We start from the raw sequence: 26,988 nt of genomic DNA, 5'->3' as shown, positions 1-26,988 counted from the left end.
CCTAATACCTACTTAAATGATTCCAGAGCCAATAAATCTCCAAATGTTATATCAGGATTATATTTCAGCATACCATCAATAACTTCCTGCTCTGTTAATATTTTCAGCAACCGCATATTATCATCGAGTATATAAACAAAATGAAACCTGTCATAATCCATTTTCTTCATAGCTTCAATAAGACGTGTAGATCTGACTGCTACCAGTCCCCTTGCAGGATATATACCCTTATTGAGGAATCGTCTTCTTCTAAAAATGATATTTTTTACATTCATTAATGCTGCCTCCGATTTATCAGATATAATTAATAAAAATATATAAATACCAGCGATTAACAAGCTTATATTTTTAGGGTTAAGGATTATTTGCACAATTCCCGCAAAGATAATTAATAATGATATAACAAATGTTTTTTTTCTTATTAAATTCTCAGCAAAAAATACACCCGTTTTGCCGGCAATTAATTCACGCAAGATTCTTCCTCCGTCAAGTGGTATAACCGGAATCATATTAAATACTGCAAGACTTACATTCATCAGCAATAAAAATTTTATATCTTCAACATCGAGCCTGAACATTTGTGCAGACAAAAATAGCCCTAAAAACAAAAGGATATTGACAAAAGGTCCGGATAACAACATTAATATTTTTTCTCTGCTGCTTAATACCCCTTCGTCAATATACGCATTAATGCCAAGAGGCAGTATTTTTATGCCATATACCCTTTTCCCCATAAGTATTGCTGATACTATATGGCCTCCTTCATGTAGCATAATGCTAAAATAGCTTAAAGCATATTCCTCGAAATATTCTAAAAATGAGGCTAATATTAATGTAACAAAAATCAGCAAGTTAATTTCCAGAAAACGCTGTTTATTTTTTGATTCTATTCTAATGGAAAGTCTATGAAACACAAAGGATCTAATGGCTCTCCATCCTTCCATATCTCAAAATGTAAATGAGAACCAATATCCAGCCCTCTATCACCAACCTTCGCTATAACCTGCCCCTGCTTTACTTCCTGTCCTTCATTTACCATAAATTCTGAACAATGAGCATAAATGGTATAAAGTCCATTCCCATGATCGATTTTGATATAATCTCCATATTCCTTTTTAGACCTGGCTTCCACCACAAAACCATCTAAGGCGGCTTTAATATTGCTACCCTGTCCTGCATCAATGTCTACTCCATAGTGGTGCTTCAGTTGCCTTGTAAAAGGGTCTATTCTTTCACCATAGGAGGAACTCAGTATACCTTCGAGAGGAGCGGCAAAGCTATACTGTTTCTTGATATCACTAATTATAGTCTCAATATCCTTTTCAACAATTTCTGAAACCTCATTATCAGCACTGTACTGTTCCTGATAGCCGCTTCCTAAAACTGCTTCTTTAATTGCATCATCTTCCAGCTTTTCAGGGTCTTCATTAAGTTTTTTAAAGAAGTTGCCTACTGAGTCAAATACCTTTTGAAATTCAATGTCTGCTGATAGTATATTGTTTATTTTTGATGTAATAAAATTTGTCACAGGTGTATCAATGCTTTTTATTATGACAACCAGTAGAAGTATAAGTGCTGACAAGGCTACCTGCTTGGCTATTTTTTCCGCAGTGGAATAAGCTGCCTTTGTTGCTCTCCTTTTTCTCCTGTAATAAGTACTATGACGGGGGTATTTATATCTGGCAACAATATCATCCATAAACTCACATCCTTAATATTTTCTTTTGTCAGTTTACTAGATTATATTTAATTAATATTGGATTTATTACAGAAAGGACAAAATTATTGAAAATAGATTAGAAAAGAATAGAAATATAAATATGAAAAAAAGAATAGAAAAATAAGAATAAACAGAAAAGAGAAAACATAGATATTTATTTTTCTATGATTTCTCTCCATGCAAGATCTCCTCTTTCAACTCCCTTTATCAGCAACTCTGCAGTTGCGATATTAGTTGCATAAGGTATGCTATGTATATCACATAAACGAATAAGTGAACCTTCTCTTGTGTCATTATCGTGGATAGCAAGTGCGTCTCTGAACCATATTACAAGGTCCATTTCATTATATGCTACTCTGGCTGCTATCTGCTGTTCGCCGTCTATAGTCCCTGCAGCAACCAAATTAATATGAAGACCTGTTGCCTCCATAATAGCCTGGCCTACATTTCCTGTCGCAAAAAGGTTATGGTTTTGAAGTATTGTTTTGTAAGCTATACAAAAATTCACCAATAATTCCTTTTTTCTTTCATGAGCAAGTAAAGCTATATTCATTAGTCAAACCTCTTCCGCAATCCCTACGGAATTTATTACTTACCGCTTCCTTTAACATTTTTTATAGGGATATTTGCTATTAAAGCCGGCACAACACTACATCCATCATCGCTTTTAGTCCTGGTAATCTGAATATCAAGAGCGCTTTCATCTATATCTATGTAATTGGTAATAACTTTTATAATCTCACTTTTTACCATTTCTAAAAACTGAGGAGACACGTTAGCTCTATCATGTACTAATACAAGCTTTAATCTTTCTTTCGCAACATCCTTGGATGAAGTTTTAACCTTGGTAAGTGATTTCAACAAATCAAGCAGCATAAAATCTCCTCCTTTATGTAGTCTTTATGCCGAATAGTTTCTTCAGCTTAACAAAAAAATTATCCCCATTTTCAAATACACTTATAGGTATTTCCTCACCATTAATTCTTCTTGCAATATTCCTGAAAGCTTGTCCAGCTAAAGATCTCTCGTCTGTAACAGCAGGTTCTCCTCTGTTTGTAGATATAACTATTTTCTCATCATCGGGTACTACTCCTATCAAATCAACAGCTAAAATATCTACTATATCATCAATAGACATCATATCTCCCCGTTTAACCATATCTGGCCTTACTCTATTGACAAGGAGCCTGGGATTTCTTAATTCATGGGCTTCGAGAAGTCCTATAATCCTATCTGCATCTCTTACAGCCGACACTTCAGGTGTAGTAACAACTATGGCTCTTTGTGCACCTGCTATGGCATTTTTAAAGCCTTGCTCAATACCTGCAGGACAATCTACAAGAATATAATCAAATTCATTCTTTAGCTCTTCACAAAGTCTTATCATTTGCCTAGGGTTTATTGCATTCTTATCCCTAGTCTGTGCTGCAGGAAGGAGGAAAAGTCCATCAAAACGCTTATCTTTAATAAGTGCCTGTTTAACTCTGCAAGTACCTTCTATTACATCAACCAAATCATATACTATCCTATTTTCCAAGCCCATTACAACATCCAGATTTCTAAGGCCTATATCTGTATCCACCAATACTACTTTTTTGTTCAGCAAAGACAGGGCGGTGCCGATATTAGCCGTTGTCGTTGTCTTTCCAACTCCGCCTTTTCCTGATGTTATTACGATTACTTCCCCCACTAAAATACCCCCCATTTACCAAGGTCTTTGTAAAAAGAATAACTTTATTTTTTTACTTTGTCAAACAGAATATATATGCTATGGCTTTATACCAGGTAAAAAAGTGTCTATATAAATCAGATTATCTTTTATATAAGCGATCTCAGGTACATACGAAGTAATATTATGGCTTTCGTCCGGTGGCCGCGTGATAACATCGGCAATTCTCAAAAGTGATGGCTGAAGGTTTAATGATACAACGATTGCATCCTTGTTGCCGTCAGCACCTGCATGTACACTTCCACGCAAAGAGCCCATAACCACCACATTACCTGTAGCCACCACTTCACCACCTGGATTAACATCTCCGATTATTACCACGTTTCCTTCAAAAGCTATCAGCTGACCTGAACGCACAGTACCTCTATGAAACTTTGTAATACCTTCATCTATTCCTTTAAAATAAATAGTCCTTATGCTTGAACCCAACTGAAATGTTTCATTGGTATTTTCCTGCAAGTCGGTATTTTGTTCCGGATCTTCTTCAAAGCTGTTTATTTCTGCACATGTTTTTTCTAACATAAGATTATAGATAATTTTTTCCTCTTCAGGTGATAGCTTCTTTCCCCGGTATCTAACATTTATTGAAGCCCCCTTAAAAAATTTACCTGCTGAGTCAAGTTTTCTCTCCAGTTGTTCCAAAACAGACGTAAATTCATCTTCTTCCTTCATTATCAGCAGTAATCCGTTAACAGTTGCCTTAAAAGTAATATTACTTTCACCCATCAGAATTACCCCCGGTATAAAAGTTTGTTTCTTAACATTATAAATAAATACTTATACTAAAATAATTAATATTCTTACCTTATAAATAATGCTTTGCCTGGTTTTATACTATCATCATTTTTATTTGTGTCATTCAATCCAAAATAAGCCTCTATTATATCCCTCGCAATAGGAGCGGTATATGAACCCCATACACCTTTTTCAACAACGACGGCTACGGCTATTTCAGGATCATCTGCAGGAGCATAGCATACAAACAGGGCGTTTGAAGACTGCTTACTCTCATAACCTGTTTCTGCTGTACCAGTTTTACCGGCCACTTCAAAAGGAAAGTCTTTAAAAGCTTCCTTTGCAGTACCATCTATAGATTGAGTAACAGCTATCATACCTTCTTTGATGGCTTTAATGGTTGATTCACTAATAGGAATCTGCTCGTACTCGGGAACAGTTTCCTTTACTATATTACCTTCATGATCCAGGATTTTCTTTATTACATAGGGCTTATACAGTTTGCCTCCATTGGCTACAGCGCTTATATACCTTGCTAACTGAATGGGAGTGAATTCGTTATAAAGCTGGCCTATGGCAGCTTGTGCAGTATCAGCTTTCCACCATTCCTCCTTAAAGGCGTCCTTCTTATATTCCCTGGATGCAAGAGTTCCTTTGTTTTCATCAAGCAAATCAATTCCTGTCTTTCGTCCAAGACCAAAGTAGTCAGCCCATTTTACTATTCCGTCTATTCCTACTCTATAGCCCAATTCGTGGAAATATATATTACAGGATGTTTCCAGCGCCCTCTTAACATTTAATGCCCCATGGGCACCTAATCCCGACCTGTACTCCAGGCAAACAAAATCCATACCTCCAATTGTGGTTCTTCCTCGATCATAAATTATGGTATCCGGAGTAATAACCCCTTCTTCCAGTCCTGCGATAGCAGTTATGGGTTTAAATGTAGATCCGGGAGCATATTTACCCTGTATAGCCCTGTTTAACATAGGATTATTATTATCGTTAAAAAGCCTTATAATTTCTTCCTGAGCTTTCTTGTTGCTGGCACCCTCAAGAAAAACTGCAGGGTCGTAGCCAGGATAACTTGCCATTACAAGCACTTCTCCTGTATGCACGTCTATAGCAACAGCAGCGCCTGCATTTGCATCTCCGAAGTTTTTATTATCATAGGAGCTCTTTGCTCTGTTTCTTATTTCTTCTATGTTTCTTTTAAGAGATTCCATAGCAATTTTCTGCAAATTCATATCTATGGTAAGAACAATATCTTTTCCGGGTATAGCTGGTTCTCCGCTCAACTCTTCTGTCAGCCTTCCGGACATATCAACTTCTACTCTTTTGATTCCATCTTTACCTCTGAGATATTTTTCTGCATAAGCTTCTATACCTGTCTGTCCAATAATATCATTTGGTCCGTATCCATCAGCTTTATATTTTTCTAATTGTTCAGCATTTATAGAACCTACATACCCTATGACATGTGCTGCATCAGCTGCATTAAGATACTTTCTCAATGGCTCTGTTCCTGTTATTATACCTTTAAACTCGTGGTGTCTTTCCTCCACTTCAGCAATAGTGTTTATACTTACATCCTTTGCAAGTGATACAGGATTTCCAATTGTATAAAACCAGTTATTTACCAGAATTTCATATCTTATCGTCATAATCTTGTATGCTTCATCATCTGAATACTTGGGATCTATTATAAATACTTTTTCTCTAAGATAATTAAAAAATTCTTCCGGTGAAGAAATAAAATCTTCACCCTTAATTCCAAATACTCTTTCCTGCCAGTTTTTAATAGTTTCTAATGAATGAGAATTAAAAGTTACCGGATTAAATGTTAAATATTTCCTCAAGGTTTTATTATAATTATCATTATTTTTTTCAAAAATATCAACAAGTCTAAGTACCATATCATTCAATTCGGCGGTATTCAGACCAGCTTTGACAATTTGAATGGTAAATCCCTGACGGTTCACTGCCACTGGGATGCCATTTCTATCCATAATATTACCCCTGGAAGCCAAAATAGTCCTCTCCTTAAGGACTTTACGCTGTGAAGCCTTATCATACTCTTCTCCATGAATAATCTGTATTTTTACTAACTGAAACACAATAGCAATCCCAAAAGCTAAAAAAAACAACGCAACTATTACAAATCTGTCCTTGAAAAACTTTTTCACTATGACCCTCTCTATTAAAACTTCCTTGAATTCTTGATAGCAATTTCTATCTTGTTATCAATTTTCATAGTTAATATATATATCGGAATAGACATTAAGCTGTTATATAAAGTCTCAGTTAAAGTCACATTCATAAGGGGGTTAAGGAGTTCAAAGCTAAAATCTCCGGAAGAAAGTGCCAGGGGCAGTAAAGTATTAAACAAATAAATAAGTAATTCATACACTATCGTGGAAGTAAATGTAAAAAACGTAACAACTAAATAATTGTCACGATAAAGCCGCTTATTCAACATCCCTATTACAACCCCAAAATAAAGCCCAATTAAAGCATAGAACCCTAAAACTTTTCCGAATAAAATGTCCTGTACAAGTCCGGCAAAAAAACCAACTATTCCCCCTTCAATATTCCCCCTGAGCAAAGCTATGGAAATAATAAAAATCAGCAGTAAGTTTGGCTTTACATTATTTATTTTGATATAGTCTACTAATGTAGACTGAATTGATGCAATAATTAAAATACAAACCACATAAACTGGTATTCTAATTTTCATTATCAGTATTACCAGCCTCGTTAACATTCTTATTTATCAGTACAAAAACTTCATCAAGTTTTTTAAAGTCTACTTCCGGCTTTACTATGGCATACCTGCTTAATTCACTGGCAGACTTTTTTACTTCTATGACGCTTCCGATCAGTATCCCTTTTGGGTATATCCCTCCAAGGCCTGAAGTTTCTACGATGTCACCTACCGCAACATCTGCATCTAAAGGTATATAATCCATACGGCAATACCCTTTATCCTTTAAAGTCACATCACCTCTGATAATAACGTGTCCTCCTCCCGGCTTGGCAAGCTTTGCACTTACTACACTGTCCTCGTCAATTATTGATATAACTTTAGAGGAAGTGAAATCAGCACTCATTATTCTTCCTACCAGGCTCTTTCCACTAGTAATTACCGGCATGTCCTCAGTGACATTATCCCTTTTGCCTACATCAATCTTAAAAATATTAAACCAGTTTCCAGGATCCTTTGCTATAATATTTGCACCGATAATATCATAATCATTAAATTGGTCTTTCAGTTTTAAGGCTTCCCTCAATTCATTGACCTTTTCTCTGTATCCTGTAAGCTCTCTATTTTCCAGCTGAAGCTCTGCCACCAATATTTTTAGTTCCTCATTCTCTTTTCTGATTTCTTTCACATCATTAAAAAAGGTAATACCTTCTTCAATTTTCTTCCCCAAAAAAGAAAATGCATTTTGTATAGGCGTAAGAGGAACACTAATAATATTGTTAAGCCAGTTCATACTTTGGATATTATTGTATGAAACAATTATTAAAGCTATCAATATAATGGTTATTATTGTCAGAATGAATATCTTTTTCTTAAAAAAATGTGGCAAAGGATGGGACTCCCTTCTTTACTTCAGCTTTTTAGGAGAAATCAGCACCCTCTTTAATGTTTCAATTTCTTCAAGGACTCTTCCTGTTCCCATTACAACACAATCTAAAGGTTGATCTGCTATGGTTACAGGCATTCCTGTCTCTTCCCTGATCAATCTATCAAGACCGCTTAACAAAGCCCCTCCACCGGTAAGCATTATTCCTTTATCCATAATATCTGCCGCAAGCTCGGGTGGAGTTTTCTCCAATGTAAATTTAATTGCATCCACAATTGCATTGATAGGCTCTTTTAATGCTTCAATTATTTCTGAAGTAGAAATGGTTATATATTTTGGCAACCCTGTTATCAAATCTCTTCCTCTTACTTCTTTTGTCAGATCTTTTGGCCTTGGGTATGCAGCCCCGATAGCAATTTTAATGTTTTCAGCAGTTCTTTCTCCTATCATCAAATTATATTCTTTTTTTACATAATGTACAATAGATTCATCGAATTCGTCACCGGCAATCCTCAGAGATCTACTTGTAACAATACCACCCAGGGATATTACAGCTACCTCGCTTGTTCCTCCTCCTATATCCACCACCATGCTTCCGGATGGCTCCTCTACAGGCAGGCCGGCTCCAATGGCAGCAGCCATCGGTTCTTCAATAAGGTAAGCTTCTTTAGAGCCTGAGGAAATTGCTGCCTCTACCACGGCCCTTTTCTCCACTTCAGTAACACCTGAAGGTACACAAATTATAACCCGAGGTTTTGAAAATAAACCCTTATTTATTGCTGAAGTTATAAAATGGCGCAACATCACCTGAGTAACATTAAAATCAGCTATAACCCCGTCTTTCATCGGCCTGATTGCAACAATGTCTCCCGGAGTTCTTCCAATCATGTTCTTGGCTTCATCGCCTACCGCAAGAATCTTTCCTGTGTTTTTGTGTATAGCAACAACCGAAGGTTCTCTTATAACCACACCTTTTCCTTTAACATGCACCAAAGTGTTTGCAGTACCTAAGTCAATTCCAATATCTTTTGAAAAAAAACTCATTACTTTATCCTCCTATTATTAAGGGAAAACATCATTTGTAGAGTAGAAAACACTCTCTATTCATAAACTTTACTACACTTCAAATGCTACTTCAATAAATAATTTTTAAAAAATTAAATATATCAAAAGGAATTTTTTCCCTAACCGATTATATTTTCCCTCTTTCTTTTAAACTTACATATTCTCCGTTTCCAATAATAATATGATCCAAAACGTTTATTCCTAAAATATTGCCCGCACTTACAAGTCTGTTGGTAGTTTCAATATCTTCTATACTTGGCTCAGGATCCCCGCTGGGATGATTGTGTACAAGAATAACTGCTGAGCAGGCAGCTTTCACTGCTTCATTAAAAACTTCCCTTGGATGTACTATGGTTGCATTTAAACTGCCTACAGAAATATTAACATGTCTGATCACATGGTTCTTTGTGTTTAAGAGTATAACCTTAAAAATCTCTTTTTTTAAATATCTCATCTCTTCCATTAAAAGCATTTTTACGTCTTCAGGTGACTTTATAACGGTTTTTTCAGCAAAACTATTAGTGGAAGATATTCTTTTTGAAAACTCAATCAAAGCCTTTATCTGCAAAGCTTTTACTCTGCCAATACCCTTGATTTTCATTAGTTGCTCCGGACTAAGATTATATAAAAACTTTAAATCATTTTTCCCTTCACCTTGCATTAGTATTCTTTGTGCAAGATCAACAGATGTTTCATTTTTACTTCCGGTTCTTATGATTATTGCCAAAAGTTCGGCATTTGATAATACTTCTGCGCCAAACTTTTCCAGTTTCTCATAAGGTCTTTCACTCGCAGGAAGATCCTTGATTCTTAGTCTGCCTTTTACATCAACCATTTACAACACCCTTATACCCATATTTCCTAACATTGTATTAAGTTTAGCCAAGGGCAGGCCAACTACGTTAAAATAGCAGCCATCGATTTTTTCCACCAGAAGGGCACCCAGGCTTTGAATGCCGTAACCTCCGGCTTTATCGAATGGTTCACCGGTTCTTATGTATGACATTATAGTATCATCTGAAAGGGGCTTCATTTTTACCCTGGTTATTTCATATGAAGTAATAGAATTAAAATTTCGGGTATCTATGAGAGTTATGCCGGTAATAACATCATGCCAGGAATTCTGCAATGCTTTAAGCATGGAAAAGGCTTCCTGTTCATTTGCAGGCTTTCCCATTACCGAATCCTTTACCACAATGGTATCAGCACTAATTATTATTGATTCTCCGGTAACTCTTCTTGCTACATTCATAGCTTTCCTCTTGGATAATTCCATAACAATCTCTTTTGGATCTGAATCCTGATTAATACTTTCGTCTAACTCAGGAGGAATTATCTTAAATTTTAAGCCAATCTGTTTCAAAAGTTCGACTCTTCGAGGAGAAGATGAAGCCAATATAAATTCCATCGTAACCACCCCAAATGCTAAACTCATACAATATTTACCATTATATACTATTATTGGGTATATTTCAACTGATTTTGACAATATTATAGTTATTATAACTCTCTTAATTAAAAGTTATAATTACATTATTATTCAACACAGATTATTTCTTTATGATCATATACGGCAGCAATACTTCTCCCAGGAGGGACCAGCAAGAATTCTTCTTCATCCCACTGGCCATTGATAAGCTTCTTTATTAATCTTGTATCCCCTTCTAATACCTGAACATTTCTACCTTCTTGGGAAGCTTTCTCTTTAAGTTTTTCCAGATATCCCAGACTTTCAAACTCAGGAATTCTTATATATATAAGATCATCTTTTTGGTAATTTTCAGGATGAAGGATATCCCAAATATATCGGGCATTATCTTCCCCATACTGTTCTACCAGTTCTTGATAACTTCTGTCTAATCCCAGAAATTTGCCGGTATCTGTTTCTCTCAGATATTCCGTTGAACGTTCCGCATAACCTGCCGAACTCCAGGAAGCACTCAATCTATCTTTAAAATGTTCAAGAAATCTGTCTTTTGAACCAAGAAATATAGTACAACAGTCATGTGCCCTGGGAATAACAAGCGGTACAGAACCTGCTTTCAGGCGCAGTGCAGCATTTCCACATAGACCATAACCTAGCAGTACAGCATCATAGCCATCTTCTTCACGTATACTGTCGATTTTCTCCTGAATTATATCCCTTAAACTGTCTGGATTTTCGTGAGCGCCAAGTTTGGTAAATTCAGGATCAATTGTATTAGATGTTGTAGCTATTTCCATACAAACTATTCTCATAAATACTTCACAGCAAATTAATTTATATTTCATAAGCGCCCCTTCTGATATCTTTCATCACTCTTAATTTTCCCGGACCACTAAAGGAGAAAAATATAATAGACAAACTAATTGCAAAAGATATGAAATAATTTATCTGGAAACTATTAAATTTCAGCGAAAAAATACTTATTTCAGGTAAAGTCTTAATAAAAAAGTTTCCTATAACCGGTGCCACAAGAGTGCTTATACCATATACTGCTCCAAACCAGGCTTCGTACAAGGTTCTGTTGTCTTCCGGCATTATGTCATACCGGTAAGTAAAAATTGCAATATTAAACCCTCCGTTTCCTATGCCGGACAATATGGCACCTAAGAATATCAACATTGCTGATTCTTTTCTTAAAAAAGCATATACAGCAAACTCAAATATTAGGATATAGGATGATATTTTAAGCACAAATTTCACATCATGCTTGCTTTCAATCTTTCTCCAGTATCTGATGGATATAATCATAAAAACATATACTGAAACATCAAATGCAGAAAGTATGCTGTAGTCAAGATCAAGGTATCTTATAAAATAAACAGTACTGAAAGAACCTGAAATATTCAGGAAACAGTAAAATAAAAAAACAAAAATAAGGAACCCCCGATAAATATGTGACTTCAGTGGTTCAAGGAATATCTCACTGTTTATTTTGGTTTCTTTTTTCACAATATTGGGAGCTTCCTTAATATTAGCCAGAGCAATTAAATCACCTAAAGAAAATATAAGACTGGAGATAAAAACAAACAGAAAACCTTCATAGGATTTATTAAATAAATCCAGTACCTTTCCCATAACCAGTGTAACAATAGTAAAAGAAATTCTTAACCAGAACATTCTCTGGTAGACAAAATTACTCCTGGATTCTTTAGGGACAGAGTTCATAAGCCACACAGAGAAGCCCACTGAATAAATAGCCCAGGTTATATTCCCTATTATTACACAACTAGATACTAATATTAAATTAATTTTATTATTGTTTATAAATAAAGGAAAAAAAACAACCGAACCAAGTAAAAATCTTGAAATACCATGCAGGCACAATAATAGCTTTTTTCTCTTTTCCAAACGCTCATATATTAAAAAAGAGAAAAATGCTACTATAGATGCCCATATTGCTGAATTTTTAACCACTCCTACAAGAAAATCTGAACCTCCCAACAGGATTATATAACCTGAAAGAAAGATTCCTGCAGTCAGGACAGCCGCAGCATTTATAAAAACACCGTCTATTATGAACAGCAATCTTGTTCTGTCGTTCTCCCAGCTGTTTTTTAAGGAAGCAAGAATACTTCTGTAGGTACCCGTATATAACCCTCCCATACAAATATCATCAAATAAATATATGTACCTTATTATTCATTTTCAGTATTGCTTGCCTCCAGCTTTTTTGAATCCTTATCCATGCTTATACCAACTACGTTGACATCAACTTCCGCTACTCTCATGCCTGTCATATCTTCAATAGTTGATCTTACAACATTCTGGACCTCTCTTGCGACAACATGTATCTTACATCCGTATTCAACAATCAATGCTATCTCTATAATTACCTCTTTGTCGTTGCTTTCAACCTTTACGCCCTTCCCAAGGTTTTTTCTGCCCAGTATACCTGCAATTCCGTCCACTAATCCTCCACTAAGTGAAGTAACTCCTTTAACACTGGTTGCAGATACTCCTGCTATGGTTGATAAAACTTCATCTGCTATAATAATTTTGTCCTCATGTATTTCATTTTTAACTATATCGGTCATAAGATTATCGCCTCCCTTTATCATTTTTTTCATAGTAATACTTTATTATAATTACCCCATTTTTTCAAGCGCAAACTGTTAACAGTTAATAGTCATCTTGTTTAAATAATTACTATAAAGTATAATAAGGTTTATACCTGTAAAATAATAAGAATATGTTTTGTCTAATAAAGGAGAATAATGAGAATTTTATTGGTAGCTGATAAGGAAGTATCTTATATATGGGATTATTTTGATAAAGAACGGTTTAATGGAGTGGATCTTATAATATCCTGCGGTGATCTGAAGGCCGAATATCTTTCTTTTCTAGTAACAATGATCAACGCACCTTTGTTCTATGTTCATGGAAATCACGATTCAAGTTACTTAACAAATCCTCCTGGAGGATGTACCTGCATTGACGGAAAATTTGTGATTTTTAATGGTCTGAGAATCATCGGGTTAGGAGGAACCCAATGCTATAATCGTGGCCCTTTTCAGTACACGGAAAAAGCAATGAAAAAAAGAGTTACAAAACTGAAGTATAAAATTATGCGCAATAAAGGTTTTGACATCCTGGTAACACATGCTCCTGCTTTTAGTATAAATGACGGAGACGACATATGCCATCAAGGGTTTAAAGTATTCAAAGATTTAATAATAAAGTACTCTCCCAAATATTTTTTTCACGGGCATCAGCATCTCAACTATGGCCGCCATAACAGGATAGTCCGGTATAATAATACAACCATTGTCAATAGCTATGGCTATTACTTATTAGATATTTAGTTTTCAACTACTTTGATATTTATTCTTCCACTATCGGAACGTAAGTTTCAAGATCAATATTTCTTTTTCCAATCTTTGGCATGGTAGTTTCCACAACATCCACAAACCAGTTCATTGAAAGAATATCATCGTGGCTAGCAATTTCATCATGTTTTATTCTCAACTTGCCATTCTGGTCATAAATAGGCCCGGTAAAGGGATGAAAAGAATTATTCTCTATCATTTTCTTGAAAATCAGCAGTAATTTTTGGGTTTCCCTGGGTACATGCCTTTTGGAATAAAAAACATCCACAATACCTGAATCCATGCCCCACCAGTAATTAATAAGCCGTGAACCGGCTCCAAAAGCATCTGCGGTACTTTTCCATGTGTCATTTAATATTCCAGAAATTATTCTTTCATAAAACACACCCCAGTTCCACAAGTGTGTAGCAAGGTTCCTGGTTATGAGACTGTTTTCATCTTCTCCTTTGCAGATTGCCGAAAATACACCATATTCTTTTTTCCCAAGGGCATTATGATGGCTTATTATGTCCGCGCCCTTATTGACCAGTCTGCAGCTGGCCTCCCTGGATTTTTCAGGAGAATCCCATTCATTGGTCCATTCTACTATAACTTTCACTCTGGGATTTACCATTCTTGCTCCGAGAGCAAAAGCATTAATGCCGCTGATTACCTCACAGATGGGGTGAGTCCCCACATATCCGATTATATCTTTCCGCGTGACCGCACCGGCAACCAATCCTGTCAGAAATCTAGGTTCATATATCCTTCCAAAGTAGGTTTGGACATGCTTATATGATTTTGTCTGGGTACAATTAAAAAATCTGATATCTGGATATTCAAGGGCAGCTTTCAATGTGGCATTTATAAACGTAGGGCTGGTTGCGAATATAATGTCATTTCCTTCTTCGGCAAGCATTTTTATAGAATTGTAAGCCGATAATCCTTCCGGCACATTTTCGATATATGAAGTTGAAATAGAATCTTTCATGATATTTTCTACATGACGCCTTCCCCATTCATGAGAATTAGTCCAGTTGGAATCCTCTATGGTTTTTGCATAGGCAAAAGCAATTCTTAAGACCTTTTTGGGCTTTATCAATGTAGCTATGGCAGAAAAAATGGAAGGTTCATGTTCCTCCGGAGGAGTTGTAAGCACGTTGATTTCTTCAAAACCGGCCATATGCTCAAGTTCAATCAATAAATTTCTAAGTGTTTGTTTAAGTTCCTGCTCTGTTATATTAACAGGCAATCCATATAGTTTTACGTATTCTAAAAAAGCATCTCCTGTGGTAATTGGCAGTCTTCCGCCACCTACCTCATGATAAGCTTTCCTGAATGGAAGATAGACCGAATTTGTAAAATACCTGTACTTGTTTCCTGAAATAATTATTTTATCTTTCGGGTCAAATTCTTCAATATATTTGAGAAGGCTGGCAAAGCTTCCTTTTTTTGAGAACCAGATAGTGTTAATACCTGTTTTTTTATAGAAATCCATAAACTCATAGTAGATTACTATATCAGTATTATTTTCATCCCTCTTTGGGACCAAGCGTGTTATCTTTGCCGGGAAAGAGTGAACACCAAAATATTTCAAAATGCTGACTCTTTTGTTCCCTTCAACAACATAAAACCAGTTCAGATATTCATAAACTATTATAGGGTCTCTTAGCCCTTCTTTTTCGTGAATAGCGCACAAGTTCATCCATTTCTGGGCAAACTCAGTATTATCATTCATTAAAGGCATAAAGTTGGGAGCAAAGGAAACACTTCTGGTATAAGTATAGGTACCAATGACTTTTCTGAGAGGTATATCCACTATTCCAAGATCTACTTCCGAAACTATATCAGTATTTTTCAGCAGGCCTTCCAAAAAAGGCAGATAACCTGATTTACCTCTGGATATGCTGGCATTATATGCTTTTGCAGCCATCCTTTTTGCGTTCAGGTAATGTCTCAGATGGTTTTCCCCCATTTATCACACCCAACCTTTCCCAGTGTCAGCATTTCTAAATATTAATAATGTATATATTATAGCCTAGATAAAATTCCCAGGCAACAAAGGGAAATCAGATATTTTAACGTTCTTTTAATATAAATTGGTTCTATTCTGACAAGCCTCGCAATTATTATTTATGTAGATGCAATTATCCAACTAATTGCGAGGTGTAGATGAAAACCCTGTTTATTATATTATATAATTTTTTTGCAGGAACAATTTGCCTGATATTCGGATTGAATCAAATAACTTGCGGCCTAGAAAGAGCTAATACCGGCTTATTGAAAAAAATACTGGAGAAATATACCGGAAACATCATTACTTCCTTCATTGCCGGTACAATAATCACGGCCTTGGTTCAAAGCAGCGCTGCAGTCACCGTTATTACAGTAAGTCTTGTAAATGCAGGCTTAATGAGCCTCTATCAGGCAATGGGAATAATTTACGGCGCTAATATCGGAACCACAATAACTGCACAACTTATGTCCATTAATCTAACAAAGTATGCACTGCCTGTATTAATTACAGGATTGGTTATCAGAGCTATATCAAGGAAAAAGAATATAAGAAATATCGGCATAACTATCACCGGTCTTGGCTTGCTTTTTCTTGGAATAAACATACTGCATTCAGGCGTGCCTATATTGAAAAAAAATCCTGTAATTTTTAACATTTTCAGTAAATATGGATGTAATCCGTATATAGGTTTAATAGTCGGTATGATTGCTACTATGCTTGTTCAAAGTAGCAGTGCTACTGTAGGTTTAACCATAGTGCTATTCAATGGAGGCATAATAGGACTCGAAGGAGCTATTGGGCTTACCCTGGGAGATAATATTGGTACCTGCATAAGCGCACAAATTGCGAGTATAGGCACCAGTCTTCCTGCCAGGCAGACTGCATGGGCTCACACAATTTATAATATAATCGGTTCTATCATTGCACTTATTTTTATTTCACCTTTCACCAGGCTAGTTGAGTACATTACCAATTTTATCGGTCAGGACAGTACTCACCTGGTAGCCAATGCCCATACAATATTTAATATTTTAAGTGCACTTTTGTTTTTCCCTTTTACCAGATATTTTGTATATTTTATTGAATGGATTGTACATGTTCCAGATAAAAATTCTCATTAATAAGTTGTTGAGTTTTTTCTTTATCATATATAAAGTACCATAACTTGTTTTGGAACACAGAATCACCAGGAAGGGTGTAGGAGCTTATTTTTTCATAGTCAAAGTTTTTAATACCCTTAAGATAATATCTAACATCGGATAGTTCAATATTAGTTTTCATATATTCTTTTAAGATTGTAAAGATTTCATCAGCTTTGGATATATATTTGAACTTAAGTTTTTGTTTTATAAGAGCTTTTACAAATTCCTGCTGTACTTTTATTCTTCCTATATCCCCATCTTCATATCCTGAAGTTCCATTATTTCCCTTTCTGAACCTGACCAGACCCTCAGCCTGTTTTCCATTCAACAATTGTCTTCCTTTGTTTAAGTGAATATGGAGATTCTGGACCGGGTCATCATAGTGCATATTAATTGGAACATCAAACTCCACACCCCCTAAAGTATCTATTATCTTTCTAAAACCCTTAAAGTTTAATTTTATATAATAGTCTGCAGATAATCCTGTAATCTTCCTTATCGTCGCGCTAATTAAAGGAACTCCTCCAAAAGCATATAAAGCATTAATCTTTTCAGCTTTTCCTTTTATATATACTTTGGTATCTCTGGGAATGGACAAAATATTTAATTTTCCCTCATTCATATTATAGTTCAGGAATAGTATTACATCTGTTCTGGTTTCTTCTTCATCTAAACCTAAAATTAGCAAATTAACAATTTTACTTTCTGAGTATCTGGCAAATTCTTCATTCTCAGACTCTAAACTATCTTCATCCGATACCTTTTCGGTCTCTGTCTCTTTTTGATTACCTGATTCTCCTTGATTGGGCAAATTAAGGCCAGGATCTCCATAGCGTTTATTTTCCTGATGCCGGATTAAGCTATAGTTTCCATTATCTGAAAGAAGATTAGCCTTGTTATTTCCAATAGTGCTTAGTATGCTAAGCCCATCTGCAAATAATAACGCTGATATAATAATACAAGTAACAAATATTAGCATCCGAAATTTCATATTTTATCATTGCTGTCCTTTACCTGCATTTAAAATACATACTGAAATCATTATTTAGTATGTGTCCTATATGTTTTTTGATTCCTGGAAACAAATTTCATAATTTACATAATTGATTTCGGGTATATGAACATTGGCAATCCACTCTGAATTTTTATGAACTTTTTATGTGTCTGATGAAAACTTTCGGTTTATACAACGATAATATTTCACAGACTAATATTATATAAATAAATGTGGAAAAATATGATATAATGTCCCTGAAATATCCTAAATTTGGATATGATACATACTTTCATCAAAATAAATTTATGAGAAATGCAGGAGGTACAGTGTTTGAACATACTGGTAATTGTGCCGGCATATAATGAAGAGCGATCCATTACTGAGGTTATTAAAAGTGTGAAAAAAAACATACCTCAATCAACAGTGCTTGTAATAAACGACGGTTCAAAAGATAATACCCTTAATGCTGCCATCCATGCCGGTGCTAAAGTAATAGACCTTCCCTTTAACCTTGGTATAGGCGGCGCAATGCAAACAGGATTCTTATATGCCCTGCGAAACAATTATGATATTGCTGTTCAGGTGGACGCTGACGGACAGCATGACCCGGGATATATAACAAAACTTATAGAACCTGTGGCAAATGGCCTTGCAGATATGTGCATCGGCTCCAGATATATATGCAAGACCTCCTACAAGTCATCAGTTCTGAGAAGAGTGGGTATGATATTTTTTTCAAATTTAATTTATCTGCTTACCGGCAACAAAATAAAAGACCCTACATCAGGATACAGGGCGGTAAACAGAAAAGTCATATGCTATTTTTCAAAAAACTATCCTATTGACTATCCTGAAGTAGATGTCCTGGTAAAACTTTTCAGGAAAAAATACAAAATAATGGAGATCCCTGTTGAAATGAAAGTAAGAAACACAGGCAAGTCATCTATCACTCCTATAAGGTCGGTTTATTACATGATTAAAGTCAGCCTGTCCCTTCTGATAGGAGCAGTAAGATCAGCTGAAAAGTAAAGTAAGGAGGAGTACCTTGAATGTTAATAAATGTCTACTCATTATCAATTTTTTTCAGTATTGCGTTTCTAATTATAGTTGTCGAATTGGTAAGAAAAAACAAGTTGCAGGAACGGTATTCTTTATTATGGATTTTCATGAGTATTATCGTGCTGGTTTTGTCAATATCCCCTGTTTTTATTGAAATACTTGCCAAATGGCTTGATATAAAAAATCCACCGTCCCTCCTATTCCTTTTTGGTTTGATTTACTTACTAATATACAACCTACATATAACCACAGTTATTTCAAAACAATCGGAAAAAATTACAAGACTGGCTCAGCACTTGGCTTTACTGGAAGAAAAATTTAATAATACTGATGGTGAGTATGAAAAACTTAATGAAAAGTGAACCAATAAACCAGCTAGTCAGATATTTAATAACCGGTCTTGCATCTTTTTCCATGGAATATATTCTTTTCATAGTGCTATATAAAGTTATTGGTTTATGGTATATTATCTCCCATATATCAGTTTACTTTATAGTATTCTGGTTTAATTTCCTGGTAAACAGGTTCTGGTCTTTTAAATCAAAAAATGATATACGGGTACAGCTTTTTAGGTATGGCTTACTGTTCGTATTCAACCTTTTTGCCGCTACTGCGATTATGTTTATACTTTCAGAAGTATTAAATATATCTCCACTTATTTCAAAAGTATTAGTAATGGGAATGATAGTATTATGGAATTTTATTTTATATAGAAAAATAATTTTTCGATAATTTATCTATTTTTATGCCTTGTTCTTCCAGCAAGCTTGAATAGCTCCATAATAAGCAGTGGAACAAGCGACAACCCTAAGCCAACAAGATATAAGACATATGGTAAAGCTACAAGCTCAAATGCTAAAGAAAGTGGGGTAAACAGTACTAAAGCTATAAGTACAGTTGAAATCAGGGCTGCTTTATTTAGATTTCGGTTGCTGAAAAAGCCAATTTTAAATAATGAATGTTCTGAACGCATATTAAATGCCTGAACAACCTGTGAAAAAGAAAGAATTAGAAATGCCATGGTTTGACCCCCTGAAAGATTTCCAGCTGCATTCATTCCAATACGGAAACCTATCAGCGTGATTATGGCAAACATAAATCCCTGTAGTACAACACGGAACCCAAGGCCACCAGCAAATATGCCTTCGTTTTTTGGCTTGGGTTTCTGGTCCATAATGTCATCTTCCACATCTTCCATACCTAGTGCAATAGCAGGCATGCTATCAGTAACAAGATTAACCCATAACAGTTGTATTGAAATAAGAGGAGTTTTCTTCCAAAGAACCATAGCCAGAAATACAGTCAATAATTCACCAATATTAGTTCCTAGTAAAAAACCTATTACTTTCTTTATGTTTGCATATATTCCCCGTCCTTCTCTTACCGCATCTACTATGGTTGCGAAATTATCGTCGGTCAGAGTCATGTCTGCCGCACCCTTTGCCACATCGGTCCCGGTAATGCCCATGGCACATCCTATATCAGCAGCTTTAAGAGCAGGTGCATCGTTGACCCCGTCACCGGTCATGGAAACAACCTCACCCTTTTTCTGCCATGCACGGACAATCCTTATTTTGTTTTCCGGTGAAACACGGGCATATACAGATATATTCCTAATTCGCCTTTCAAGTTCTTCATCTGTCATGGCATCAAGTTCCACACCGGTTATTGCTTCATCCCCTTTAAGCAGAATACCCAAATCCTTTGCAATTGCCGATGCAGTAATAACATGGTCACCCGTTATCATAACAGGCTTAATCCCTGCCCTGCGGCACACTTTGACGGCTTCCCTTGCCTCCGGACGGGGTGGGTCGATCATACCTACAAGGCCGGCAAATATAAGATCATTTTCTATAACTTCAGGATTTAAATTATCGGGTACATTCTCTATCTCCTTATAACCAATTGCCAAAACTCTAAGAGCATTTCTGCTCATTTCTTCATTTACCTTTTCAGCAGTTTTAATATCACCGCCAATACATTTAGATGACAGTACATCGAAGGCTCCTTTTACTATTACAATATTTTTCCCATCAATTTTATTAATGGTTGTCATTAGTTTACGGTCGGAATCAAAAGGTATTTCTCCTATACGGGGATAATGTTTAATCAGGTCATCTTTTTTCATTCCATTTTTATAGGCTGCCATTATTATTGAAGTTTCCGTAGGATCACCTATATGCTGTTCCTTACCATTCTCAATAATAACCGAACCATCACAGCATAAAGTTCCATACATAAGAAGTTTCTTAACACCAGGCGTATTATTCTCATTTATATCTTCAGGGCCCTCAGATCCGTCCACATAAGCTTTTACTAATGTCATGCGGTTCTGTGTTAAAGTTCCTGTTTTATCAGAGCAAATTACAGTAGCGCTTCCTAATGTTTCAACTGCCGGAAGCCGGCGTATAATTGCATTTTTCTTTACCATACGCTGTACGCCAATTGACAATACAATGGTAACAATGGCTGGAAGACCTTCAGGTATGGCAGAGACAGCTAAAGATACAGATGTCATAAATATTTCAATAACAGGTATACCTCCTGCCAGGCCAACAGCAAATACTATGGCACAAGCTGCGAGTGCCACCATGCCAAGGTATTTCCCAAGGGCTGCTAGTTTTTTCTGGAGAGGGGTCTGATCATCCTCTTCACTTTCAAGAAGATTTGCGATCTTGCCCATTTCAGTATTCATACCTGTTGCAGTTACAACAGCAACTGCCGTTCCGTATGTAATACTGCAACCTGAGAAAACCATGTTTGTCCTGTCTCCTATTGGAACATTTTCTTCAATTATAGCACTGGCATCTTTTTCCGACGGAACCGATTCCCCGGTAAGCGCTGATTCTTCGGATTTCAGATTTACTGAATGGATAAGTCGGGCATCGGCAGGTACAAAATCTCCTGCTTCAAGACGTATTATATCCCCTGGGACCAGTTCTGCAGCATCAATTATTTGTTCTTTGCCTTCCCTTATAACTCTTGCATGAGGAGCCGACAGATTTTTAAGTGCCTCCAATGCTTTTTCAGCCTTGCTTTCCTGGAGCACTCCCATAATTGCATTTAACACTACAATTAATAAGATAAGGACAGGTTCTAAAAATTCACTTGGATTTCCTTCTACAATTGCAATGACAAAAGATACAACAGCAGCAATTAATAATATGATAATCATCACATCATTAAACTGTTCAAAGAAACGCTGTAAATTAGTCTTTTTCTTTCTTTCCCGGAGTTTGTTTTCCCCGTATTTTTCTTTTTTCTCAATAACTTGTTGATTACTTAAACCATTTTTTATATCTGTGCCAAGCTCTTTTACTAAATTATCCAAATTCGTGCTATGCGTTATCAGAACTGTTCCTCCTGTTAAAATTGTCTTTCATGTAAATTATATTAATTATATTATAATGCAATGATAGGGAATTTATATAACTCTAGAAGATTTTTTAACCAGGCATCAAGAAATCTCTCGCTTCTATAAGCGGGAGCTGAATTGATGCAAATTATAATAACAACCTTGTTCAGTGGGGGATTGCAAGACCCCTACTGAATCCCCGGGCGAAGCAAGTTTGCTACGATGAATTTGAATGAATTTTCAAAAACTGAAAAGTATTAAAGACCCTTTAGTATCAAGGGTCTTTATATAAGGTTTGGTGGAGGGGGGTGGATTTGAACCACCGAAGTCGATGACAACAGATTTACAGTCTGCCCCCTTTGGCCACTCGGGAACCCCTCCATATTCGTTTTCCAAATCGCAATACCTATATTACAATGAAACCATCCCTTTTGTCAACTATTATTTTTAAATCTCTTAATACTTTTTCTTTCCAAATTAAACTTCAAGACAAGGAAAATACCTTCTAATCCTCTTCTATACCTGAATAAAAATAAATAATAATCCTAAAAGTAACATAAAGAATTCCACTTTATAATAAAAATAATATTTGTTATAATCGTAAGTAATATTATAATTCTGACTTGAATATTGAAAAAATAAAAATACGGGAAATAGTACTAATCTATTTGATAAGGAGAACTGAATATGATCACCCTGAAAATTCCTTATTCCAAAAGTTATATAGAAACCAGCATAGATGAAAGATTCCTGAAAGGCATACTTGAATCTGACCTTCATAAACAATCACCAGACTGCTCCCAAGAAGAAATTGTTGAAAAAGCACTTGAAAATCCTATTAATTCTCCCAAGCTGGAAGAAATGGCCGGAAAAGCTAATAAAATACTCATAATAACCAGTGACCATACCCGTCCTGTTCCTAGTGCTATAACTCTTCCAATCTTATTGAAACACATAAGAAAAGGTAATCCTCAAGCTGAAATTAAAATTCTCATAGCAACAGGCTGTCACAGGGCTTCAACTTATGAAGAGATGGTGCAGAAATACGGGAAAGATCTGGTTGAAACAGAGGATTTTATTAACCATGACAGCAGAGATGACGACAATATGGTGTTCAAAGGAATTCTTCCTTCAGGAGGAGAACTCTGGCTGAATTCCCTTATAGATTGGTGCGATCTGCTAATATCTGAAGGTTTTATTGAACCTCACTTTTTTGCAGGGTTTTCAGGGGGAAGGAAAAGCATACTTCCGGGTATTGCCTCTGAAAAAACAGTATGGGCAAATCATTGCTCCAAATTCATCTCTGATCCCAAAGCCAGAGCCGGAATAATTGACAATAATCCAATCCATAAAGATATGATTTATGCTGCTGAAACAGCAGGACTGGCATTTATCCTGAATGTTGTAATAAACGATAAAAAGGAAATAATCGCAGCTTTCGCAGGTCATCCGGAAGATGCCCATAAAAAAGGCTGCCAATTTGTAACAAATCATGCAAAAATACCTCCTCTCGATGCGGACATCGTTATAACTTCCAACGGTGGATATCCTCTTGATCAAAATATATATCAGGCTGTAAAAGGCATGACTGCTGCAGAAGCCCATGTAAAACCCGGCGGTGTAATAATTATGGTTTCGGCTTGTGAAGATGGCCATGGAGGAGAATCCTTCTATAAATGGCTTGCAGAATCCTCCGGTCCTCATGAAGTATACGAGAAAATAATGAATATTTCTCAAGCAGAAACCATCCCCGATCAGTGGGAGGCTCAGGTCCTGGCAAGAGTGCTTATGAAAGCTACAGTAATTATGGTCACCGATAAGTGCGATCCAAAACTCATAACAGACATGCATATGCTCCACGCTTACACCCTGGAGCAAGCTTTGCAAAAAGCCAGACAGATTGCCGGTGAAAATGCTTCAATATTGGTAATACCTGACGGGGTTAGTGTTATACCTTGATATATTAGTTAAGTTATACCTTTTTAAGGATCTTGGCTATAAAAACACTTTATAGGTATAATAAACCCAAACACAGTATTGCTATATATATAGCAAAATCATTGGGAAAAGTTTGGAGTTCAAGTATATTATTCATTAATGCTAATAAAATGCTAATAAATAACTTTAAAATTATACTTGACTTTTATCATAACTGCAGTTAAAATAATCTCTGTCGGTTTGGAGAAATGTGGCCCATTGGTCAAGCGGTTAAGACATCGCCCTTTCACGGCGGTAACAGGGGTTCGAGTCCCCTATGGGTCACCAAATTTCCATAAATTTATAATAGTACAATTTAAATAAATTTTAATTAAACAGTTGACAATTTATTATATACCGTGCTATTATAATGAAGCAGTTGAGAAACAAGACACATTAATTAAATGCTGGTGTAGCTCAGCAGGTAGAGCAGCTGACTTGTAATCAGCAGGTCGGGGGTTCAAATCCGTCCACCAGCTCCAGGCAAAAACCCGTTAGTTCCAATAGCTAACGGGTTTTTGTATTATCTCTCGGATTTTTTATTTCTAATAGATAAAGTAAGTATTTATTGGTAAAGATATATTTTAGTAGTGCGCCAATACTGCTCTTACCGGAGATGCTTCCCCGCCAACTATTTTTAACGGCATACAGCAATACAGGTATTGCCCTGGTTCCACATCTTTCAGTATCAAACCTTCAATAATAGCTATATTGTTTGAAAGAAATATTTTATGCACCGGAAAATCTTTTGTTTCATATTTCTCAATTGATAAATAATCTATTCCAACTGTCCTTATTTTTTTATCCACTAAAAATTTTGCAGCATTTTCATCCATGTATACATAATCGGTACGAAAAGGTTCATCTTCTGGAATGTTACTATTGCTGGTTTTGAAAAAAACCGCATCTCCTTCACTTATAAATAAACCTCTGACATCATCTTCAGTAATGCAGCTCACAGATAATAATTCAAAAATCTTTACAGTTCCAATAAAATGAGAAAGATCCATTGAACTTACATCTCTATCCCCTTCAAAAAAATGAAGAGGTGCATCAATATGCGTACCTGTATGAAGCGACATGGTAATATTGGATGTATTACATATATCACCTTTCCTTACTGAGAGACCTCTCACCAGGTTAACTTTTGTATCTCCAGGCCATAGGATTGTATCCTGATTTATGCTCCTGCTTATATCAATAATATTCCTGTACATTATAAATCTCCTCAAATACAGTATAAGAAATTTACGAAACCACATTTTTAATTCTACTATGTTGAAATGCAATTGGGAAGTATAAGTATGTATATCGCAAAGAAAAAGTTTCCTCGCAGGAAATTTAATTATTGAAAAATAAAATGTACTATGATAGACTTAGTGCTAAACAGAAAGCAGAAAGAATATGAATACAGGTTCAGGGAAACAGGTGAAATTCCTGTGCGGTCCCGCCGCTGTAATAGAGGAGTCCTTTCAAAAAGCCACTGTCCTGGTTAATCAGGATGGGAAGGGTGAAAGGATAATGATACTAAAGCCAGAAGACCTACCTGTATTTAGCACCAAGAACTCTACGAGTGATAGGGGAGGTGTATGTTATGCTTTATAAAATAATTTATATTGCTAATAACACCTCTTGATAGGTTTTCAAGAGGTGTTTATTTTAGGTCTATATTACTATAATATTATTTTATTTGAAAATATTATAAATTTTACATTTATTTGGTTAACAAACTTGTTTGGTAAAGGAGAATTCTAATGAAAAGGATCATCGCATTATTGGTTCTTATTTTAATGATTTTTGCCTCATTTACAGGATGTATAAGTAAAAAAAATAATTCAGATTCTGATAAAACTAATATATATACTCAAAAAGAGGATGTTTCTTCTCAGGATAATAACTCTTCTGGGAAAAACATCGAAAAAGATATATATCCTTTGACTGTTAAAGATGCAAAAGGTTTTGAGATGGTTATAGAAAAAAAGCCCGAAAGAATAATATCACTTACATTGTGTACCGATGAACTGCTGGTATCACTTGTTGATAAAAGCAGGATAGCAGGAATAACCTATCTTTCGGAAGACCCTGGGCTATCAAATATTGTTGACTTTGCAAAAGATTTTCCTAATAAAGTAAGTACAAAACTGGAATCTTTATTGGCTTTGGAACCTGATTTCATCTTCGTTGCAGACTGGACAGATGAAAAACTTGTCAGTCAGTTAAGAGAAGCAAATATATTGGTATATGCTTATATTACACCTAACAGCATTGATGAACAAAAAAATATGATAGAAGAAATTGCTACTATAGTAGGCGAAATAGAAAAAGGAAAAGAACTTATCAAATGGATGGATGATAAACTTAATTCTGTGAATGAAAAACTTAAAAATCTTAAAGAGGAAGATAAGCTGGTAGCTTTATCACTAGATTCCTTTTTTGATACTTACGGAAATAATACTCCTTTTCATGATGTAGCCACCAGGGCGGGACTGATAAATGGAGCAGCTAAATCTGGAGAAACAGGCTGGTATCAGATGACAAAAGAAAAGGTCATTGAAATTAATCCTGATATTATATTTCTTCCCTCCTGGTCTTATGAAGGCTTTGATGCAGATAAATTTGCAGAAGATTTTATTAATGATAAAAGTCTGCAGGGAACAAATGCAATTAAAAACGGCAAAGTGTATAAGATGAATGAAGCTTTGGTTACATCAGTATCACAAAACATGGTATTAGGAGTGGAATATTTAGCAAAACTAGCTTACCCTGAATTATTTGAGCAATGATATTATGAATAAGCTGTTAATTTCAAAA

Annotated in this window: 26 protein-coding genes, 3 tRNA genes and 1 riboswitch; of the genes, 9 read left to right on the top strand and 20 right to left on the bottom strand. The window is 35.6% G+C overall.

Annotation, left to right across the window (positions count from 1 at the left end):
• Positions 1-8: 8 nt before the first annotated feature.
• The 15 genes from GXX20_01335 to GXX20_01265 all read right to left on the bottom strand — a co-directional run bounded on the left by GXX20_01335 (position 9) and on the right by GXX20_01265 (position 12,859).
• A complete protein-coding gene (locus tag GXX20_01335; GenBank protein ID HHW30308.1) occupies positions 9-914 on the bottom strand; it encodes a peptidase M50 in 906 nt (301 codons plus the stop codon).
• Positions 887-1,699, bottom strand: a complete 813-nt coding sequence (locus tag GXX20_01330) for a M23 family metallopeptidase (protein HHW30307.1) — start codon at positions 1,697-1,699, stop codon at positions 887-889. The genes GXX20_01335 and GXX20_01330 overlap by 28 nt, the downstream gene beginning before the upstream one ends.
• Before the next feature lie 175 nt (positions 1,700-1,874).
• The gene (locus GXX20_01325) at positions 1,875-2,273 is read right to left on the bottom strand and encodes a methylglyoxal synthase (GenBank protein HHW30306.1); all 399 of its coding nucleotides are present in this window, start codon (positions 2,271-2,273) and stop codon (positions 1,875-1,877) included.
• A 35-nt stretch (positions 2,274-2,308) separates the two neighbouring features.
• Complete coding sequence (gene minE / locus GXX20_01320; GenBank protein ID HHW30305.1) at positions 2,309-2,596, bottom strand: cell division topological specificity factor MinE; 288 nt, start codon at positions 2,594-2,596, stop codon at positions 2,309-2,311.
• A 13-nt stretch (positions 2,597-2,609) separates the two neighbouring features.
• Entirely contained in the window at positions 2,610-3,410 is an 801-nt protein-coding gene (minD, locus tag GXX20_01315) for a septum site-determining protein MinD (GenBank protein ID HHW30304.1), read from the bottom strand.
• Positions 3,411-3,488: 78 nt separating this feature from the next.
• Entirely contained in the window at positions 3,489-4,175 is a 687-nt protein-coding gene (minC, locus tag GXX20_01310) for a septum site-determining protein MinC (protein HHW30303.1), read from the bottom strand.
• Between the two features lie 74 nt (positions 4,176-4,249).
• On the bottom strand, positions 4,250-6,370 hold the full coding sequence (gene mrdA / locus GXX20_01305; GenBank protein ID HHW30302.1) for a penicillin-binding protein 2: 2,121 nt from the start codon (positions 6,368-6,370) through the stop codon (positions 4,250-4,252).
• A 14-nt stretch (positions 6,371-6,384) separates the two neighbouring features.
• Positions 6,385-6,921, bottom strand: a complete 537-nt coding sequence (gene mreD / locus GXX20_01300; GenBank protein ID HHW30301.1) for a rod shape-determining protein MreD — start codon at positions 6,919-6,921, stop codon at positions 6,385-6,387.
• Positions 6,911-7,777, bottom strand: coding sequence for a rod shape-determining protein MreC (mreC, locus tag GXX20_01295; GenBank protein HHW30300.1), 867 nt, complete (start codon positions 7,775-7,777; stop codon positions 6,911-6,913). The genes mreD and mreC overlap by 11 nt, the downstream gene beginning before the upstream one ends.
• Before the next feature lie 18 nt (positions 7,778-7,795).
• A complete protein-coding gene (locus tag GXX20_01290; GenBank protein HHW30299.1) occupies positions 7,796-8,818 on the bottom strand; it encodes a rod shape-determining protein in 1,023 nt (340 codons plus the stop codon).
• Positions 8,819-8,966: 148 nt separating this feature from the next.
• A complete protein-coding gene (gene radC / locus GXX20_01285) occupies positions 8,967-9,674 on the bottom strand; it encodes a DNA repair protein RadC (GenBank protein ID HHW30298.1) in 708 nt (235 codons plus the stop codon).
• Positions 9,675-10,247 carry a septum formation inhibitor Maf gene (locus tag GXX20_01280; protein HHW30297.1) on the bottom strand — a complete coding sequence of 191 codons (573 nt, stop codon included), beginning with the start codon at positions 10,245-10,247 and terminating at the stop codon, positions 9,675-9,677. It lies immediately after the preceding gene.
• 128 nt (positions 10,248-10,375) lie between these two features.
• The gene (locus GXX20_01275; GenBank protein HHW30296.1) at positions 10,376-11,110 is read right to left on the bottom strand and encodes a DUF1638 domain-containing protein; all 735 of its coding nucleotides are present in this window, start codon (positions 11,108-11,110) and stop codon (positions 10,376-10,378) included.
• On the bottom strand, positions 11,100-12,428 hold the full coding sequence (locus GXX20_01270; GenBank protein ID HHW30295.1) for an MFS transporter: 1,329 nt from the start codon (positions 12,426-12,428) through the stop codon (positions 11,100-11,102). Before GXX20_01270 ends, GXX20_01275 begins: the two co-directional genes overlap by 11 nt.
• A 32-nt stretch (positions 12,429-12,460) precedes the next feature.
• A complete protein-coding gene (locus tag GXX20_01265; protein ID HHW30294.1) occupies positions 12,461-12,859 on the bottom strand; it encodes an Asp23/Gls24 family envelope stress response protein in 399 nt (132 codons plus the stop codon).
• Between the two features lie 180 nt (positions 12,860-13,039).
• Between GXX20_01265 and GXX20_01260 the strand changes: the two genes are divergently transcribed.
• Positions 13,040-13,627: a metallophosphoesterase gene (locus GXX20_01260; protein ID HHW30293.1), complete on the top strand. Its 588-nt coding sequence runs from the start codon at positions 13,040-13,042 to the stop codon at positions 13,625-13,627.
• 19 nt (positions 13,628-13,646) lie between these two features.
• On the opposite strand, the gene GXX20_01255 is transcribed toward GXX20_01260, so the two are convergent.
• On the bottom strand, positions 13,647-15,605 hold the full coding sequence (locus GXX20_01255) for a BMP family ABC transporter substrate-binding protein (GenBank protein HHW30292.1): 1,959 nt from the start codon (positions 15,603-15,605) through the stop codon (positions 13,647-13,649).
• Positions 15,606-15,802: 197 nt separating this feature from the next.
• On the opposite strand from GXX20_01255, the gene GXX20_01250 reads away from it, so the two are divergent.
• A complete protein-coding gene (locus GXX20_01250; GenBank protein HHW30291.1) occupies positions 15,803-16,768 on the top strand; it encodes a Na/Pi cotransporter family protein in 966 nt (321 codons plus the stop codon).
• Here the strand turns inward: GXX20_01250 and GXX20_01245 are convergent.
• The gene (locus tag GXX20_01245) at positions 16,725-17,780 is read right to left on the bottom strand and encodes an LCP family protein (protein ID HHW30290.1); all 1,056 of its coding nucleotides are present in this window, start codon (positions 17,778-17,780) and stop codon (positions 16,725-16,727) included. The two genes, GXX20_01250 and GXX20_01245, sit on opposite strands and share 44 nt — an antisense overlap.
• A gap of 336 nt (positions 17,781-18,116) precedes the next feature.
• On the opposite strand from GXX20_01245, the gene GXX20_01240 reads away from it, so the two are divergent.
• The 3 genes from GXX20_01240 to GXX20_01230 are packed head-to-tail and all read left to right on the top strand — an operon-like array spanning position 18,117 to position 19,577.
• Positions 18,117-18,815: a glycosyltransferase family 2 protein gene (locus tag GXX20_01240; GenBank protein HHW30289.1), complete on the top strand. Its 699-nt coding sequence runs from the start codon at positions 18,117-18,119 to the stop codon at positions 18,813-18,815.
• A gap of 20 nt (positions 18,816-18,835) precedes the next feature.
• Positions 18,836-19,207 (top strand): DUF2304 domain-containing protein, encoded by a 372-nt coding sequence (locus tag GXX20_01235; protein HHW30288.1) that lies wholly within the window; start codon positions 18,836-18,838, stop codon positions 19,205-19,207.
• Complete coding sequence (locus GXX20_01230; GenBank protein HHW30287.1) at positions 19,185-19,577, top strand: GtrA family protein; 393 nt, start codon at positions 19,185-19,187, stop codon at positions 19,575-19,577. Before GXX20_01235 ends, GXX20_01230 begins: the two co-directional genes overlap by 23 nt.
• A 1-nt stretch (position 19,578) precedes the next feature.
• On the opposite strand, the gene GXX20_01225 is transcribed toward GXX20_01230, so the two are convergent.
• Positions 19,579-22,197, bottom strand: coding sequence for a calcium-translocating P-type ATPase, PMCA-type (locus GXX20_01225; protein ID HHW30286.1), 2,619 nt, complete (start codon positions 22,195-22,197; stop codon positions 19,579-19,581).
• A 299-nt stretch (positions 22,198-22,496) separates the two neighbouring features.
• Positions 22,497-22,581, bottom strand: a tRNA-Tyr gene (locus GXX20_01220).
• 306 nt (positions 22,582-22,887) lie between these two features.
• On the opposite strand from GXX20_01220, the gene larA reads away from it, so the two are divergent.
• From larA to GXX20_01205, 3 genes are all read left to right on the top strand, one after another.
• Positions 22,888-24,159: a nickel-dependent lactate racemase gene (gene larA, locus GXX20_01215; protein HHW30285.1), complete on the top strand. Its 1,272-nt coding sequence runs from the start codon at positions 22,888-22,890 to the stop codon at positions 24,157-24,159.
• Between the two features lie 231 nt (positions 24,160-24,390).
• Positions 24,391-24,465: transfer RNA gene (locus GXX20_01210), tRNA-Glu, on the top strand.
• 118 nt (positions 24,466-24,583) lie between these two features.
• A tRNA-Thr gene (locus tag GXX20_01205) sits at positions 24,584-24,659 on the top strand.
• A gap of 102 nt (positions 24,660-24,761) precedes the next feature.
• Here GXX20_01205 and GXX20_01200 read toward each other — a convergent pair.
• Positions 24,762-25,394, bottom strand: a complete 633-nt coding sequence (locus tag GXX20_01200) for a cyclase family protein (protein ID HHW30284.1) — start codon at positions 25,392-25,394, stop codon at positions 24,762-24,764.
• Between the two features lie 178 nt (positions 25,395-25,572).
• A riboswitch (cobalamin riboswitch) is annotated at positions 25,573-25,742 on the top strand.
• A 189-nt stretch (positions 25,743-25,931) separates the two neighbouring features.
• On the opposite strand from GXX20_01200, the gene GXX20_01195 reads away from it, so the two are divergent.
• Positions 25,932-26,960: an ABC transporter substrate-binding protein gene (locus tag GXX20_01195; protein HHW30283.1), complete on the top strand. Its 1,029-nt coding sequence runs from the start codon at positions 25,932-25,934 to the stop codon at positions 26,958-26,960.
• Positions 26,961-26,988: the final 28 nt, after the last annotated feature.

The sequence above is a fragment of the Clostridiaceae bacterium genome (genome assembly GCA_012840395.1).
Lineage (GTDB): Bacteria > Bacillota > Clostridia > Acetivibrionales > DULL01 > DULL01.
The sequence above is the reverse complement of the archived record's forward strand: the minus strand, read 5'-3'. Positions and strand labels throughout refer to the sequence as shown.